We start from the raw sequence: 15,384 nt of genomic DNA on the forward strand, positions 1-15,384 counted from the left end.
GTGGAGGTCGCTTCTGATCCTGCGAGCAGGCTCAGCGGGCGCTGGGTCCGGTCGGAGGATCGCCAGCCAGATTCGGGGGCTCGGGTTCGGCGATGGGCTCCGGCGTCCGCTTGTGGTCGGTGCGGGTTTCGGTGTCTGCAGCCGCCGTGGCGCTGAGGCTGAGGTCGCCGGCGGGGATGCCCTGAGCGTCTGACTGGTACGGGGCTGGGCTGGGGTGAGTGGTCTCTGGGTCGTGATCGGCTGAAGGTTCGTTGCCGGCAACTGGCTCTGCGGAACCTGCGGGAGCACCCGCTGCAGGGCTCACCGGCCCAGGACTCTCCTGGGCAGCACCTGGCTCTTCAGCACTTGGCTCGGCAGTACTCACCGCTGTGGTGCCTGCCGGATCCGGCGCCGTTGCCGTCTCCGCGGTTTCCGTCCCCGACGGCGGGTCCTGATCGGCGGCGAGTGCTGCGCGCACGCGGGCGTCCACCTCTGCGAAGTCGCTCACCACCGCCAGCGGCGCTTCGGGGGCGTCAGCGGCCGGCGCTGGCGGAGCGGGAGCCGTGGGGGTCTCTGCGCCGGCAGGTTCGGGTCGCACCCAGCGCTTGGTGGTCTGGGATGGCTTGGCGGTGGTGGTCCTGCTGGAGAGGCTCGCGGAGACGGCGGCGCTGCGTTGCTTGAGCCAGCCGCCCAGCGCCATGGCCCGAGAGAACAGCAGCCCGCCGAGGGCGATCACGGTGGTGCCCAACTGGTTCAGGCTCGTCTGCCACCGCGCTGCAGACCAGAAGCCCTGGCGTTCCTCCTCGCTCAGCTGACGCCAGCGGCTCTGGCTCACCTCGGTGCTGAGCCGCCCGATCAGCAGCCCGCCGCAGAGCACCGCCAGCATCGGCGCGCCACTCAGCCGCTCGGCACTGGTGACCAGCACCAGGCCCAGCAGCAGCACCACCGCGCCCCAGAAGGCATCGCGCGGGCGGCTCAGCTCCGGCACCAGCAGCGGCAGGAGCAGCAGGGCGAGGCCGGCGAGCAGGGCCAGGGTTCCACCGAGGGTGGCAAGCATGGCTGTCGCAGCAGGGCGGCCCCATTCTGCGCCGCTGATTACAGTCGGTCCGCTGCCCACCTGGCGGAATTGGTAGACGCGCTGGTTTTAGGTACCAGTGGCTTCGGTCGTGGGGGTTCAAGTCCCCCGGTGGGCATGGCGCAGGCAACATGGACATGACAGGGAAGACGGATTGACGAAGCCGGCGCGCACGTGGCTGCTCGGGGCGCTGGCATTGGTGGTGGTGCTGCTGGCCATGGGGTCGCCGCTGCGGGCCACGCCGGCGGCCGTTCAGATCCCCTCACCGGCGCGCCCCACCTTCACGGCCTCACCGCCCTCCCTCGATCGCGCCACCTCGATGGTGGCGGCCGGCAGCTACGAGGTGGCGATCGTGCGCATCCTCGGCATTCCCACCCTGATGGTGGCGTCGCCGGTGGTGGGAAACGGCAACGGAACTGGCAACAGCAACGGCCATGGCAGTGACGCGGAGACTGGCCCCGATGCGGAGCGCCGCGCCCAGGTGATCGAGGGCAACCTCCGCTTGCTGTACAACCCCACCGCCCTCTGCACCAACAGTGAACGGCTGGCCGAGTGGAGCCTGCTGCGGGCTCTGGGGGCCAACGATCCCGCCTGTGAGGGCGGTCTGACCGATGGCGTGCGTGCCGCCTCCGACGACCTCACGGTGGAGGTGCGGCAGCTGCCCACCGGCGCCGTGATCCTCGAGGCCACGGTCCCGGAGCGGCCCCAGCCGCTGCCGCTGCTCACCGTGACCTTTGCCGACGCCACCATGAACGGCACCACCGCGCTGGAACTGGGCCGGCGTTGGCAGGAGCGGCTGCAGAGCCGCCTCCGCTACGCCCGCCAGGCGCTGCTGCCGCAGAGCCTGCGCCAGCGGTTGATGCTCTGCCTGCTGGCCATGGCCCTGGTGCTGCTGCTCACCGCTGGCACCTTCTGGCTGTGGCGCCGCAACCGCCTGGCCATCGCCACGCTCAAGGCGCAAGTGGCGGCCCCGGCGGCGTTCGCGCTGGCGGCTCCGGTGGCGTCAGCAGCCCCAGCGGCGGCCGCCACGCGCGGGCTGCGCCTACAGCTGTTCGAGGCGCTGAGCGTCGTGCTGCTGGTGCTCGTGCTGCTGCAGCTGATGACGGTGGTGGCGCTGGGCCTGATGGCCATTCCCGGCGGCGTGCCGCTGGCCCTGGAGGTGCTGCTGCAGCCAGCGCTGGTGGCGATCAAGGTGCTGGTGTTCGCGTTCACGGCGCTGCTGGGCCGCGCGCTGGTGTCGTTTCTGCTGGATCAGTGGGCCGCCAGTGGCCGGGTGCCCGCCGACCAGCTGGCCCGCCGCGACCAGCGCCATCACAGCCTCGAGCGCATCTTCCACCGGCTGGTGGATCTGGCCTGCATCGCCATCGCTGCCGGCTGGGTGGTGGTGGGCATCCCCGGCGTGCGCGAAACCTCTGCGTCGTTCCTGCTGGCCGGCGGCGCCGTGCTGGGCGGCCTGGCCATCGTGTTCCAGGGGCTGCTGCGGGATTTCGCCGCCGGCCTGGCGGTGCTGCTGGAGGATCGCTACGCCATCGGCGACTGGATCGAGATCGGCGACATCGAAGGCGATGTGGTGGATCTGAGCGTGCTGAGCACCCAGCTGCGCTGCCTCGATCAGCGGGTGGCGGTGATTCAGAACGGTGCCTTCGACCGGGTGGTGAACCACACCAAGATCCGCTCCGGCAAGTTGGTGGAGGTGCTGCTCTCCCATCGCATCGGCGACATCAACACCGTGCTGGCGGTGATCGCCGAAGAACTCGACGCCCTCGGCCGCGATCCGCTCTGGGGGCCGCTGCTGCTGGCGGCCCCCTTCCTGCGCGGTGTCACCGGCACCGGCCCGCTCGGGATCACCGTGAGCATGCTGCTCACCACCCAGGCTGGTCAGCAGTGGGCGTGCAGCCGTGAGCTGCAGCGGCGCCTGCTCGACCGCCTCCAGCGGGAACGGATTCCCCTGGCTTCTCCCGCGCCTGTGTTGGCGTCGGACTGATTGGCCAGGACGCTGGGTTGGCCCCAATCGCGGCAGCGGCGGCCTTCGATCGTTCGGCAGTTGTGAAGGGCGATCCTTTCTTCAGGCGATCACCAGTTGCGGAAGGCCCCGCCCCCGCCCCCGTTGACGAAGCCGCCGCCATAGCGGGCATTGACGAAGCCACCGCCGCCGTTAACGAAGCCGCCGCCGCCGCCGCCGTAATAGGGGTGCCCATTGACGAAGCCTCCACGGTTGGCCGCGTTGGCAAAGCCGCCCCGTCCGCCATTGGCAAAGCCGGCTGCCAGCAGGGTGGGATCCTCCGTGCCGTGCCCATGGCTGACGAGGCCCGCGTCCAGGCCGCCATGGGCGCGGAAGGCGGTGGCGATGCGGCGCAGACGGTCCTCAACTGACGCCTCAGGATGGGAGGCAACCGGCGCGGCGGTGGCGACTGGCAGGGTGAGCGCCGCCAGCGCCAGCAGGAAACCCAGCACGCCGGCTCGGGAGTGAATGCTCATGGTTTTGCTTCCGGAGTGGTGTCAGCTGGGACGCGAATCTGCTCATTGGTGAGCAGCACCATCTGAAAATAATCTTTGATCACTTGCGGTGGCAATTCCAGAATTCCACTGGGGCCCAACCAGCGATTCACGCTCTCAGTGGCATCACGATTGCCGTTGATATAGCCCTGAAGCAACTTGGCTATCGCCAGGTTCATCAGGTTGCGGAAGGTGGAATTGTTCTCCGGAATGATGCACCCCACCGCATAGCGCTGCAGTCCCACCCCGGGCACCAGTGCCAGACCCTTGGCGCCTGTTTTCGCCACGGCGCCTGCCAGCAGGATGGAATCGCCAGCCAGTGCCTCCACCCGGCCCGCCTGCAGCGCTGCAACGGCGGCATCGATCTCGGTGAGGGGCACCCGCACCGCCTTGGGCGCATAGCTCTTGATCGTGGCATCACCCAGCGAGCCGGCCAGCACACCGATCCGCTTGCCTTGCAACGAGGCGGCCGTGCCATCGAGCCCACCACTGCGGGTGAGCAGGCGGATTCCCGACAGGCTGAAGGGGATCGAATAGTCGACGAACATCTCCCGCTCCCAGGTGAACTGGACGCCGCAGGCCAGGTCGGTCTCGCCGGTGTGCACCTGTTTGAACAGGGTGTTCGCGTCGGGGGCGGCAGTGAACGCCAGCCGCACCGGACGGTTCAGGTAAGTGCTGGCTTCGGCGGCGATCCGCTCGGCCACATCAATCGACAGGCCCACCAGCTGGCCCTTGCCGTCCACGAAGGAGTAAGGCACCAGGTCGGTGCGGCCGCCCATGGTGATCACGCCGGTGCGCGCCGCCCGCTCCAGCACGGTTTCGGCGCGGGCGTTGACTGGCCACACCCAGGCGGCAAGCAACGCGGCTGTGCACCACGCCAGCGACGGCCAGCGACGGCAGGGTTGTGAACGGCCGCCTGGGCGGCGAGGCAGGCAGGACAATCCTGGATGGCGGTGTGATTTCACCGAATCTGGCCCCACTTGCCGAATCCTGCCACCCGTCAGGCGGCGGCAGGGGATTTGTTCACGGCCCGGGCGCGGTCACAATGGCGCCATCTGCGCCCGACGACGCCCGTGCCCGGGCTTTCTGCCCCGCCCCGGCTGCACCTGGTGCTGGCAGGAGGGGGCCACAGCCATGCCCTGCTGCTGCGCCGCTGGGTGATGCGGCCTGCCCAGCGCCCGGCCGCTGCCCTGATCACACTGGTGAGCCGCGGCAGCACGGCGCTTTATTCCGGCCTGGTGCCCGCTGTGGTGGCGGGTCTGGTGCCCGCTGGCGCCGCCGCCATCGATCTGCGCCGCCTCTGCCGGCTGGCCGGCGTCACCTTCGTGCAGGCGGAGATCACCGGGCTGGATCTGGCCGAGCGGGCGCTGCTGCTGGCTGGCCGGCCGGCACTGCGCTTTGCGCGGCTCAGCCTGGATGTGGGTGCCGTCACTGCGCCGTGCGCCGGCGCCATGGCGGTGAAGCCGCTCGAACCCTTCCTGGCCTGGGCCGACGGCTATGCAGCGGCGGAAGGCCCCGTGCTGCGCGGTGGTGGCGCTGCGGCGGTGGAGCTGGCGCTGGCCTTCCGCGCCCGTGGGTGGCGGCCCCGCCTGCTGCTGCGGGGCCAGGGGCTGCAGCTGGGGTCGGTGGCCGCCAACCGCGCCGGCGAGCGCCTGCTGGCGGCGGCGGTGATCCCGCTGGAGCGCCAGGCGCCGGAGCGGGCCGCGGCAGATCTGGCCTGCACTGGCAGCCTGGCGCCTGCCTGGCTGGCCGCTGCCGGCCTGCCGGTCGATCCCGGCAGCGGCCGTGTCCGCACGGCGGCCAGCCTGGAGGTGGTGGGCCGCCCCGGCCTGTTCGCCTGCGGTGACTGCGGCCTGATCGACGGCCAGCCCCGTCCCCCATCGGGGGTCTGGGCGGTGCGGGCCGCGCCGGTGCTGGCGGCCAACCTGAAACGCAGCATCGACAGCCCCGGCCGCCCCCTGCGGCCCTGGCGGCCCCAGCCGTTCGCCCTGCAACTGCTCGGCGATGGCGGCTGGCAACCGGCCGGTCCACGGGCCCTGGCCCTGTTCGGGCCGCTGGCGATCGGTCCGCACCGCTGGCTGTGGCACTGGAAGCAGGCCATCGACCAGGCGTTCATGGACCGCTTCACCGCCCTGCAGCCGATGGGCGCCAGAGGCAAGACCGAGCCCATGCCCTGCCGCGGCTGCGCCGCCAAGCTGCCCGCCGCTCCACTGCAGGCGGCCCTGGGGCGACTCGCTGCGGCTGCCGTCCCCGCCGATGACGCCGCCGTGGTGGCCCGGCTTGACGACGGCGCGCTGCTGCTGCAGAGCGTGGATGGCTTCCCGGCCCTGGTGGACGACCCCTGGCTCAACGCCCGCCTCACCACCCTGCATGCCTGCAGCGACCTCTGGGCCTGTGGGGCGCCGGTGGAGAGCGCCCAGGCGCTGGTGACCCTGCCGGCCGCGGCGGCCGCCGTGCAGGAAGAGCTGCTGGGGCAGACCCTGGCGGGGGTCTGTTCCGTGCTGGAGCCGCAGGGGGCCGTGCTGCTGGGCGGGCACACCCTGGAGGGCCGCGATGGTGCCGGGCTCAGCCTGGCGCTCACGGTCAACGGCCGGGTGGCGCCGGCGCAGTTCTTGCGCAAGGGCCCGCTCCAGCCGGGTGATGTGCTGCTGCTCAGCCGCCCGCTCGGCAGTGGCGTGCTGTTCGCGGCGGCGATGGCGGCGGCCGCGGATCCCGCCTGGATCGAGCAGGCGCTGGCGGTGCTGCAGCAGAGCCAGGCGCCGCTGCTGCCGCTGCTGGCGCGCCACGGCTGCCGGGCCTGCACCGATGTGACCGGCTTCGGGCTGCTTGGCCACCTCGGCGAGATGATCGCCGCCAGCCCGGCCGTGCGTGTCGCCCTCGACTGGGCCGCCGTGCCGGCGCTGCCCGGTGCCCTGGAGCTGCTGGCCGCCGGTGTGGCCAGCAGCCTGGCCCCCGCCAATGCCGCCGCCCTGGCGCTGCTGGACGGTGCGGTGCAGCTGGAAGGTCCTGGCCCGCATGGCCTTGAGCCCGCCCACAGGGCTCTGCTGATCGATCCCCAGACCTGCGGCCCGCTGCTGGCGGCGCTGCCAGCCAGCAATGCCGCTGCCGCCCTGCAGGACCTGCGGGCGGCCGGCTTCGGCGCTGCTGTCCTGATCGGCCGGGTGCTGGCTTAGATCAGGCCGTCCGCCAGCAGCCGGACGGCGGCCTGCTCCGCGCTCTGTTCCCCCAGCTCCACGCTGGCGACGCCACGACCGCTGAGGTCATGGTCGTAGCAGCGGTCGTAGTAGTCGAGCATCTGCCGGCAGGCTTCGGCCGCCTCCCCGTTGGCGATCGCCTCCAGGGCGACGGCTGTGCGCTGGGGGCCCAGCCGCTTGGCGATGCGACGGGTGGCCTCCGCCACCGCCTCCGGGTCGTGCTGGCCGTAGACCGCCACCAGGTGGTCCAGCCGCTGCTCCAGCGGCCGTTGCACCTCCAGCACCGGTGCTGCCTTCATCTGGCGCCAGAGGCCGGCCGGGATGCGGCAGCGGCCGACCATGGCGCTCTCCGCCTCCAGCCAGATCGCCGCCGCCCCCTCCAGCGCCTGCAAGGCCATGGCCAGCTGGTTTTCGTAGTGCTCCGTGCTGGGTTGCTGCGGCAGCCCCAACCCGCCGAAGCTGCTGCCGCGATGGTTGGCAAGGCCTTCGAGGTCCACCACGGCGGCTCCGCGCTGCTGCAGGGCCAGCAGCAGCTCGGTCTTGCCGCAGCCGGTGCGGCCCCCCAGCAGGCGCAGCGGCCAGGGCCGCTCGAACAGCTCCAGCGCCCAGCGCCGGAAGCTCTTGTAGCCGCCGTGCAGCAGGCGCACCGGCAGCTCCAGGCTCTCGGCCAGCAGGGCCACGTTGCCGGAGCGCATGCCCCCCCGCCAGCAGGTGAGCCGCAGCGGCGCCCCCTCGGCTTCGGCGCTGCAGGCGGCCAGATCCGCCGCGAGCCCCTTCAGGCGCGGGCCCACCACCGCCAGTCCATGCAGCACCGCCGCCTGGCGCCCCTGCTGCTTGTAGAGCGTGCCCACCTCCGCCCGTTCGGCATCGCTGAACAGCGGCAGGTTGACGGCGCCGGGAATGTGGCCCTGGGCGAATTCCGCCGGGGTGCGCACATCCAGCAGTGGCCCCGTCTCCTGCAGGAAGCGCTCGATCGGCTGGGGCACCACCATCGCCAACCCGGGGCACGACGTCGTGAGCGCCATAGTGGCTCCAGGGCCGCCCTGCTGCGGCGCACCTTGCTTGCACGGCACCCCGGGCAGCGCGACGTGTGGCTCCTCGGACACCTCCTCGTGCCTCCTCGCTCCGCTGTGCTGCGAGCTGCTTGTGCGTTTCCCAGCGCAGTTGCCCGTTCAGCCGCCTGCGTGCCGAGGCGCAGGCCTGGGCCTCACCCGCCTCCCGCTCTCATCCTTCCCCCCGATCCCCTCTCACCGATGACGTTCCGCATCCGTGCCACCGCTGCGCTGGTGGGCCTTTCCCTGGCGCTGCTGCCGGCCCTGGCCCCCGCCGGCGGCCCCCTGCCGTCGCTGCTGAGCGAGGCGAAGGCGCAGCAGAACACCAAGGTGCTGCGCATCGGTGCGATCCCCGACCAGAAGCCTGAGGTGCTCAACCGGCTCTACCCGCTGGTGGCCAATGAACTCAGCCGTCAGCTGGGCGTGAAGGTCACTTACGTGCCGGTGGTGGATTACGCCGCCGCCGTCACCGCTTTCCGCACCGGCGGCCTGGATCTGGTCTGGTTCGGCAGTCTCACGGGGGTGCAGGCGCGCCTGCAGAAGCCCGGCGCCCAGGTGGTCGCCCAGCGCGACATCGACGCCTCGTTCCAGAGCGTCTTCATCGCCAACACCAGCAGCGGCCTCAAGCCGATCTCCAACGTGAAGGGGCTGACGGAGTTGAAGGGCAAGCGTTTCACCTTTGGCTCGGAGAGTTCCACCTCCGGCCGCCTGATGCCCCAGTTCTACCTGAACCAGGCCGGGGTCAAGCTCAGCGATTTCGCCGGCGGTGTCCCCGGCTTCAGCAGCAGCCATGACGCCACCATCGCCCTGGTGCAGAGCGGCGCCTACCAGGCCGGCGCCCTCAGCGAAGAGGTGTGGCGCAGCAACCTCAGCGAGGGCAAGGTCAACCGCGCCAAGGTGATCCAGATCTGGAAAACCCCCGGCTACCCCAACTACCACTGGCTTGCCCAGCCCGATCTCGACAAGCGCTTCGGCAAGGGCTTCAGCACCCGCATGCGCACGGCGATCCTCAGCTGGCGGACCACCGACCCCGAGCAGAAGCAGATCCTCGCCCTGTTCGGCGCCCAGCGGTTCATCCCCGCCAAGGCCGCGGATTACGCCCGTATCGAGCAGGTGGGCCGTCAGATCGGCAAGATCCGCTGAGGACGCACCGATGAACCCGGTGCTCGAACTGCGCGGCATCACGGTGCCGGGCCAACCCCGACCGCGGCTCGAGGGCATTGACCTCACCATCCGCCAGGGCGAGCGGGTGGCGTTGCTCGGGGCCAGCGGCGCCGGCAAGAGCACCCTGCTGGCGGTGGCCAATGGGCTGCTGCCAGCGCAGCACGGCGAGGTGCTGTGGGAGGGCCGGCCACCGGCCCGCTCACGGCGGGGCCGCCGCCTGCAGCAGGCCCGCATCGGCACCCTCTGGCAGGACCTGCGCCTGGTGGAAGAGCTCAGCGTCCAGCAGAACCTCAATGCCGCGCGGCTGGCGGTCTGGGGCTGGCCGAAGGCCCTGCTCAACCTGCTGCTGCCGCTCGAAACCGACGCCTGCCGCCAGGCGATGGCGACGATGGACCTGGAGCCACACCTGCTGGAGCGGCCGGTGTCGGCTCTCTCCGGCGGCCAGCGCCAGCGGGTGGCCATGGCGCGGCTGCTGCGCCAGGACCCGGTGCTGCTGCTGGCCGATGAACCTCTGGCCAGCCTTGATCCCCGCCTGGCGGCGGAGCTGCTGGCCCTGCTGCTGCGTCAGGCGGTGCCGCCGCGTGCCCTGCTGCTCAGCCTGCACCGCCCCGATCTGCTGGAGGGCTTCGATCGGGCGATCGGTCTGCGGCAGGGCCGGCTGGTGTTCGACGGGCCGATCGCCGCGGTGCACCGGGCGCTGCTGACCGACCTCTACGAAGGCACGCCGCCGTGCAGCTGAGAGTTGCGCCGCCGCTGCTGGTGCTGCTGCCGGCCCTGGTGCTGCTGCCGCTGGGGCTGGTGCTGCCGGGCCTCAGCCACGGCGGCGGCTGGGAGCTGATCGGTCAGTTTGCCATGGCGGCGCTGACGCCGTCGCTGGATCCGGTGGTGCTGCGCTCGGTGGCCGGTGGGCTGCTGGTGACCGTGGCGATGGCGCTGCTGGGCTGGGCGGTGAGCCTGGTGCTCGGCCTGCTGCTGGGCGTGGCCAGCTCCCGCACCGTCTGGACCACCCTCACCGGCAGTGCCCTGCCCGCCACCGGCATCCGCCGCCTGCTGGCCGTTCCCCGCTCCATCCATGAACTGATCTGGGGGCTGCTGCTCCTGCAACTGCTGGGGCTGCAGCCGGCGGTGGCCGTGCTGGCGATCGTGATCCCCTATGCGGCGCTGGTGGCGCGGGTGCTGAGTGATCTGCTCGACGCGCTGCCCACCACCAACGTGGAGGCCCTGCGGGCCGGTGGGGCGCCGGCGCCGGCCGCGTTGCTCACGGCGCTCGGCCCCGCCCTGCTGCCGGGGGTGCTCAGCTACGGCGGCTACCGGCTGGAGTGCGCCCTGCGCAGCGCCACCCTGCTGGGGGTGTTCGGCCTTGGCGGCCTCGGCACCGAGCTGAAGCTCACCATGCAGTCGCTCGCTTTCCACGAGCTCTGGACCGGCCTGTGGCTGCTGCTCGCCGTGATGCTCAGCCTGGAGGCCGGCCTGGGCTATCTGCGGCGACGTTGGCTGATGCCCGTGCGCTTCGGTCTGCAGCAGCCGTCGGTGGGGCTGCGGGCGCGGGAGATGCTGCTGGTGCTGCTGGCCCTGCTGCCGCTCTCGCTGCTGCTGGGTCATGCCCTTGGCGTGCAGCCCCAGGCGCTGCTCAGCGTGCAGCCGTTGCCGCCGCTGCAGAGCGACTGGCCCAGCGTGCTGGCCCTGCCCTGGCCGGCGCTGGTGGGCGGCACCCTGGGGCTGACGCTGCTGGCGGCCTGCCTGGCGGTGGGTCTGGCGCCCCTGCTGCTGCTGCTGGCGGCCCCGTCCCGCTGGCTGCGAGCGCCGCTGCGCCTGGTCTGGGCGCTGGGCCGCCTCTGGCCGCCGCCGCTCACGGCCCTGCTGCTGCTGCTGGTGCTGCAGCCCGGTGTCGTCACCGGTGCGCTGGCCCTCGGCTTTCACAACCTCGGTGTGCTCGGCCGCCTGCTGCTGGAGAGCGCCGCCGATGCCAGCCCGGCCACGGAGCAGGCGCTGGCCTGCGCCGGCAGCGGGCCGCGGCTGGCCCTGCTCTACGGCCGCCTCAGCGGCGTGGCCCGCCCCTACCTCGCCTATGCCGCCTACCGCAGCGATGTGATGCTGCGGGAATCGGTGGTGGTGAGCCTGGTGGGCGCCACGGGCCTCGGCAGCCAGCTGCTGGAGAGCCTCAGTTCGTTCGCCTGGGACCAGCTGCTGGCGCTGGTGCTGGTCTATGCCCTGCTCACGCTGCTGGGGGAAGACCTCAGCGACCGCTGGCGGGCGAGGCTGCTGGCCAGCGGTTGAGCCGGGGACGGGCGGCGCGGCAGGGTGGGTGGCACCATCCGCAGCGCAGGCTGCCGCGCAGGCCATGACCGACGAGCCGGGGGGTGCCCCTGCAGTGCCATCGCCGCCCGCCGCGCCCGATCTGGTGGCGGTGGCCGAGCAGTTTGCGCTCGGCGCTCCGGTGCAGGCGATCGCCCCGCTCGGCGGCGGCAACGTCAACGACACCTACCTGGTGCAGCTGGTGGGGGCCCCCGGCGGCTCCCATGTGCTGCAGCGCCTCAACACCCACGTGTTCCGCCAGCCCCGGGATGTGATGCGCAACCTGCTGGCCTTCACCGCCCATGCCGAGCGCCAGCTGCAGGCGCCGGCGTCCGGCCTGGGCCGCCGCTGGGAGGTGCCGCGCGTGGTGCCGTTGCAGGGCGGCGCTGATCCCTGGCTGGAGTGCGACGGCGCCTTCTGGCGCATGACCACCTTCATCGGCGGCGCCCGCAGCCTCGACCAGCTCAGTGACACCGGGCAGGCCCGTGAGGTGGGCTATGGCCTGGGCCGCTTCCACCGGCTGGTGAGCGATCTGCCGGTGGACCAGCTGGTGGACACGCTGGAGGGGTTTCACATCACCCCCACCTACCTGGCGGCCTACCACCGGGTCTGCGCCGCGTCACCGCCGCCCGCCTCCCCCGAGCTGCGCCACTGCGCTGCCTTTGTGGCGGAACGGCAGCGGTGGGCGTCGGTGCTGGAGGACGCTAAGGGGAGCGGCCGGCTGCAGCTGCGCCCCATCCATGGCGACCCGAAGGTGAACAACGTGCTGATCGATGCGGCCAGCGGCGCCGCGATCAGCCTGGTGGATCTCGACACCGTGAAGCCGGGCCTGATCCACTACGACATCGGCGACTGCCTGCGCTCGGCCTGCAACCTCGCCGGGGAGGAAGCCGCCGACTGGCGCGCGGTGCGCTTCGACACCGGCTTCTGCGCGGCGCTGCTGGAGGGGTATGCGGCGGCGGCCCGCCCCATGCTCACCACCGACGACGTGGCCTTCCTCTACGACGCGATCCGCCTGCTGGCCTTCGAGCTGGGGGTGCGTTTCCTCACCGACCATCTCGCCGGCGACGTGTACTTCAAGGTGCGCCGGCCGGGGCAGAACCTGCAGCGGGCCCTGGTGCAGTTCGCCCTCGCCGCCAGCATCGAGGCGCAGGAAGCCGAGATCCGCGCGATCGTCGCGGCGGTGATGGCATGACCTCGCCACCCTCATCGCCACCGCCACCTCTGGACTCCCACGCCTTCACGCTTCATCCCTTCATGGCGGCCTCCTCAGCGGCGGTGTCCCCAGCGGCGTCTCCCCCAGCGGCGGCCCTCACCCTCACCGGCCAGGTGGTGCGGCGCGGCGCGGAGCTGCAGATCGGCTGGCGGCTGGCGGGCGCGCTCGAGGGCGTGTGCCTGCCGGAGCCGGCGGCGCTGCCCCAGCGCTGCGATGACCTCTGGCAGACCACCTGCCTGGAGTTCTTCCTGGCCACTCCCGGTGCCGACGCCTACTGGGAGGTGAACCTCTCCCCCGCCGGCCACTGGAACGTCTACCGCTTCAGCGGCTACCGCCAGGGGATGGCGCCGGAGGCGGCGCTGCAGGCGCTGCCCTTCCGGGTCACGCGCACGCCTGGCGTTCTGGAGCTTGAGCTCACCTGCGACCTTGCCGCCCTCCTGCCCGGCGGCGGCCCGCTGGAGCTGGCAGTCACCGCCGTGGTGGAGCAGGCCGGCGGCGCCCTCACCTACTGGGCCCTGGCCCACCCCGGCAGCGCGCCCGATTTCCACCGCCGCGACGGCTTTCAGCTGCGCCTGTGAGGCCGGCTGGCGTCGCGTGGCCTGAGCGCCGCTTCTACAGTCGTGGCACGGCGCCGGACCTCACGATGGCTCTGCTCGGACCCGCTGGACCTGGGGCCATGCAACTGGGCTACACGATCGTCTACGTGCCCGATGTGGCCGCTTCGCTGCACTTCTATGCGGCCGCTTTCGGCCTGCCGCAGAAGTTTCTCGACCCCACCGGCACCTATGGCGAATGCGCCACTGGTGCCACCACCCTAGGTTTCGCCGCCCACGCGCTCGGGGACCTGAATGTGCCCGGCGGGGTGGTGAAGGCCAGCGAAACGGTCCAGCCGCTGGGCATGGAGATCGCCCTGGTCACCGACGACGTGCCCCAGGCCCACGCCCGCGCCCTGGAGCATGGCGCTGGGGAAATCGCTGCGCCTGCCCGGAAGCCCTGGGGCCAGCTGGTGTCGTACGTGCGGGCACCGGACGGCACGTTGATCGAGCTGTGCACGCCCATGGCGGGCTGAGCGCCACGGCCACCCTTGTCGACGAAAAACCAATACAGATGTACTAATCTGCAGGGCCTGCCCCGGGGCCCATGCCCGCCCAGTCACCGCCCGAGCCCCAGCCGCTCCCGCGGCCCCTGCGCCAGTGCCGCACCGGCCTGCTGCTGCCCCTGGCCGGCGAGAGCGTGGCTGCCGGTTTCCCCAGCCCCGCCGACGACTACGTCGAAACCGGCATCGACCTCAACGAGCAGCTGATCGCCCGCCCCAGCAGCACCTTCTTCCTGCGCGTGAGCGGCGATTCGATGGTGGAGGCCGGCATCCATCACGGTGATCTGCTGATCGTCGATCGCAGCGTCGAGCCGCGCCCCGGCCGCATCGTGGTGGCCGTGCTGGAGGGGGCTTTCACGCTCAAGCGCCTGGTGCTGCACCGCGGTCGCCTGCGGCTGGAGGCGGCCCATCCCGCCTACCCGCCGCTGGCCCTGGGCGAGGGCGACGACACGCTCCTCTGGGGCGTGGCCATCCACGTGATCCACCCGCTCTGAGCCCCCTCCACCCCAACCTCCATGGCCTGGGCCACCGCGCTGATCGACGGCAACAACTTCTACGCCTCCTGCGAGGCGGCGCTCGATCCCTCGTTGATCGGCCGGCCGCTGGTGGTGCTCTCCAACAACGACGGCTGCATCGTGGCCCGCAGCGCCGAGGCCCGCGCCCTCGGCATCGCCATGGGCACCCCCTATTTCAAGGTGCGCCGCGAGCTGGAGCGGCTCGGGGTGGTGGTGCGCAGCTCCAACTACGCCCTCTACGCCGACATGAGCCACCGCCTGATGCTCACGCTCGAGCCCTGGGTGGAGGAGCTGGAGGTCTATTCGATCGACGAAGCGTTCGGCCGCCTGCGCCGCCCCGCCGGCACCGGTGGCCCGGCAGGCACGGGTGCTGATCTCACCGCCTGGGGCCAGGCGCTGCGGGCCCAGGTGCGGCGGCATCTGGGGCTGCCGGTGGCGGTGGGCATCGCCCCCTCCAAGCTGCTCGCCAAGGTGGCCAACAAGCTGGCCAAGCAGAACCGCGCCCACGGCGGTGTGTTCGATCTGGGGGCGCTGGCCGCCCCCGATCCCTGGCTGGCGGCCGTCGCGATCGAAGATGTGTGGGGTATCGGCCGCAAGCTCTCGCGCTGGTGCCGGCTGCGCGGCGTGGCCAATGCGCTGCAGCTGCGCGACATGGCCAGCGGCGAGCTGCGGGCCAAGGCGGGCGTGGTGGGGCTGCGGCTGCAGCAGGAGTTGCGGGGCCACAGCTGCCTGCCGCTGGTGGCGGTGCCGCCCGCCAAGCGGGAAACCTGCGTGAGCCGCAGCTTCAGCGAACCGGTGCGGGAGCTGCCCCAGCTGCGGGAGGCGATCGCCACCTACCTCAGCCGCGCCGCCGAGAAGCTGCGCCGCCAGGGCCAACGCACCGACACCATCACCGTGTTCGTGCGCAGCAGCCCCTTCAACGGCACCAGCTTCTACGCCAATGCCGCCACGGTGTCGCTGCCGCTGGCCAGCAACGACACGGCCGTGCTGCTGGCCGCCGCCCTACCCCTGGCCGAGCGCCTGTTCCGCCCCCACAAACCCCTGCAGAAGGCCGGTGTGCTGCTGCAGAACCTGCAGCCCCTGCAGCAGTTGCAGCACCATCTGCTCACGCCGCTGCCGCCGGAGCAGCAGCAGCGGCGCGAAGCGCTGATGGCCACGATCGATGGCCTCAACCGCCGCTACGGCCGCGGCACCGTGCAGTGGGCCGCCTGCGGCCTCCGGCCGGCCTGGGCGATGAAGCGGCAGCAGCTCTCGCGGGCCGCCACCACCCGCCTCAGCGACATCCCGGTGGTGCGCGCCTGA

General features: G+C 71.9%; 14 protein-coding genes and 1 tRNA gene. 11 read left to right on the forward strand and 4 right to left on the reverse strand.

The window, feature by feature from the left end; translation table 11 throughout:
* Positions 1-31: 31 nt before the first annotated feature.
* Positions 32-1,036, reverse strand: coding sequence for a Ycf66 family protein (locus CJZ80_RS11790; protein WP_094513321.1), 1,005 nt, complete (start codon positions 1,034-1,036; stop codon positions 32-34).
* A gap of 54 nt (positions 1,037-1,090) precedes the next feature.
* Between CJZ80_RS11790 and CJZ80_RS11795 the strand changes: the two genes are divergently transcribed.
* Both CJZ80_RS11795 and CJZ80_RS11800 read left to right on the forward strand, forming a co-directional pair.
* A tRNA-Leu gene (locus CJZ80_RS11795) sits at positions 1,091-1,172 on the forward strand.
* A 36-nt stretch (positions 1,173-1,208) separates the two neighbouring features.
* Positions 1,209-3,038, forward strand: coding sequence for a mechanosensitive ion channel family protein (locus CJZ80_RS11800; RefSeq protein ID WP_094513324.1), 1,830 nt, complete (start codon positions 1,209-1,211; stop codon positions 3,036-3,038).
* A gap of 89 nt (positions 3,039-3,127) precedes the next feature.
* On the opposite strand, the gene grrA is transcribed toward CJZ80_RS11800, so the two are convergent.
* Positions 3,128-3,532, reverse strand: coding sequence for a GrrA/OscA1 family cyclophane-containing rSAM-modified RiPP (grrA, locus tag CJZ80_RS11805; RefSeq protein WP_094513327.1), 405 nt, complete (start codon positions 3,530-3,532; stop codon positions 3,128-3,130).
* Positions 3,529-4,410, reverse strand: coding sequence for an extracellular substrate binding-like orphan protein GrrP (grrP, locus tag CJZ80_RS11810; RefSeq protein WP_198948302.1), 882 nt, complete (start codon positions 4,408-4,410; stop codon positions 3,529-3,531). The genes grrA and grrP overlap by 4 nt, the downstream gene beginning before the upstream one ends.
* Before the next feature lie 213 nt (positions 4,411-4,623).
* Between grrP and selD the strand changes: the two genes are divergently transcribed.
* Complete coding sequence (gene selD, locus CJZ80_RS11815) at positions 4,624-6,723, forward strand: selenide, water dikinase SelD (RefSeq protein WP_094513329.1); 2,100 nt, start codon at positions 4,624-4,626, stop codon at positions 6,721-6,723.
* Here the strand turns inward: selD and mnmH are convergent.
* Positions 6,720-7,769, reverse strand: a complete 1,050-nt coding sequence (gene mnmH / locus CJZ80_RS11820; protein WP_233133044.1) for a tRNA 2-selenouridine(34) synthase MnmH — start codon at positions 7,767-7,769, stop codon at positions 6,720-6,722. The two genes, selD and mnmH, sit on opposite strands and share 4 nt — an antisense overlap.
* Before the next feature lie 228 nt (positions 7,770-7,997).
* Here mnmH and CJZ80_RS11825 point away from each other — a divergent pair, with 228 nt between their 5' ends.
* The 8 genes from CJZ80_RS11825 (at position 7,998) to CJZ80_RS11860 (ending at position 15,384) form a co-directional block, all read left to right on the forward strand.
* A complete protein-coding gene (locus CJZ80_RS11825) occupies positions 7,998-8,939 on the forward strand; it encodes a putative selenate ABC transporter substrate-binding protein (protein ID WP_094513335.1) in 942 nt (313 codons plus the stop codon).
* A 10-nt stretch (positions 8,940-8,949) separates the two neighbouring features.
* Positions 8,950-9,699 (forward strand): phosphonate ABC transporter ATP-binding protein, encoded by a 750-nt coding sequence (locus CJZ80_RS11830; protein ID WP_094513337.1) that lies wholly within the window; start codon positions 8,950-8,952, stop codon positions 9,697-9,699.
* Positions 9,696-11,237, forward strand: a complete 1,542-nt coding sequence (locus CJZ80_RS11835) for a phosphonate ABC transporter (RefSeq protein WP_094513524.1) — start codon at positions 9,696-9,698, stop codon at positions 11,235-11,237. The genes CJZ80_RS11830 and CJZ80_RS11835 overlap by 4 nt, the downstream gene beginning before the upstream one ends.
* A 64-nt stretch (positions 11,238-11,301) precedes the next feature.
* On the forward strand, positions 11,302-12,450 hold the full coding sequence (locus CJZ80_RS11840) for a phosphotransferase enzyme family protein (RefSeq protein ID WP_094513339.1): 1,149 nt from the start codon (positions 11,302-11,304) through the stop codon (positions 12,448-12,450).
* A gap of 62 nt (positions 12,451-12,512) precedes the next feature.
* Positions 12,513-13,049: a DOMON-like domain-containing protein gene (locus tag CJZ80_RS11845; protein WP_094513341.1), complete on the forward strand. Its 537-nt coding sequence runs from the start codon at positions 12,513-12,515 to the stop codon at positions 13,047-13,049.
* A gap of 65 nt (positions 13,050-13,114) precedes the next feature.
* A complete protein-coding gene (locus tag CJZ80_RS11850) occupies positions 13,115-13,540 on the forward strand; it encodes a VOC family protein (RefSeq protein ID WP_233133045.1) in 426 nt (141 codons plus the stop codon).
* Positions 13,541-13,611: 71 nt separating this feature from the next.
* Positions 13,612-14,061, forward strand: coding sequence for a LexA family transcriptional regulator (locus CJZ80_RS11855; protein ID WP_094513347.1), 450 nt, complete (start codon positions 13,612-13,614; stop codon positions 14,059-14,061).
* Positions 14,062-14,082: 21 nt separating this feature from the next.
* Positions 14,083-15,384, forward strand: a complete 1,302-nt coding sequence (locus CJZ80_RS11860) for a Y-family DNA polymerase (protein ID WP_094513351.1) — start codon at positions 14,083-14,085, stop codon at positions 15,382-15,384.

Source organism: Synechococcus sp. MW101C3, assembly GCF_002252635.1.
Lineage (GTDB): Bacteria > Cyanobacteriota > Cyanobacteriia > PCC-6307 > Cyanobiaceae > MW101C3.

Excerpts from the sequence above, each read along its gene's own strand:
- CJZ80_RS11850 (WP_233133045.1), top strand. The coding sequence starts at position 13,115 with ATGGCTCTGCTCGGACCCGCTGGACCTGGGGCCATGCAACTGGGCTAC.
- CJZ80_RS11855 (WP_094513347.1), top strand. The coding sequence starts at position 13,612 with ATGCCCGCCCAGTCACCGCCCGAGCCCCAGCCGCTCCCGCGGCCCCTG.
- mnmH (WP_233133044.1), bottom strand. The coding sequence starts at position 7,769 with ATGGCGCTCACGACGTCGTGCCCCGGGTTGGCGATGGTGGTGCCCCAG.
- CJZ80_RS11860 (WP_094513351.1), top strand. The coding sequence starts at position 14,083 with ATGGCCTGGGCCACCGCGCTGATCGACGGCAACAACTTCTACGCCTCC.
- CJZ80_RS11790 (WP_094513321.1), bottom strand. The coding sequence starts at position 1,036 with ATGCTTGCCACCCTCGGTGGAACCCTGGCCCTGCTCGCCGGCCTCGCC.
- CJZ80_RS11840 (WP_094513339.1), top strand. The coding sequence starts at position 11,302 with ATGACCGACGAGCCGGGGGGTGCCCCTGCAGTGCCATCGCCGCCCGCC.
- CJZ80_RS11845 (WP_094513341.1), top strand. The coding sequence starts at position 12,513 with ATGGCGGCCTCCTCAGCGGCGGTGTCCCCAGCGGCGTCTCCCCCAGCG.
- CJZ80_RS11825 (WP_094513335.1), top strand. The coding sequence starts at position 7,998 with ATGACGTTCCGCATCCGTGCCACCGCTGCGCTGGTGGGCCTTTCCCTG.
- grrA (WP_094513327.1), bottom strand. The coding sequence starts at position 3,532 with ATGAGCATTCACTCCCGAGCCGGCGTGCTGGGTTTCCTGCTGGCGCTG.
- CJZ80_RS11830 (WP_094513337.1), top strand. The coding sequence starts at position 8,950 with ATGAACCCGGTGCTCGAACTGCGCGGCATCACGGTGCCGGGCCAACCC.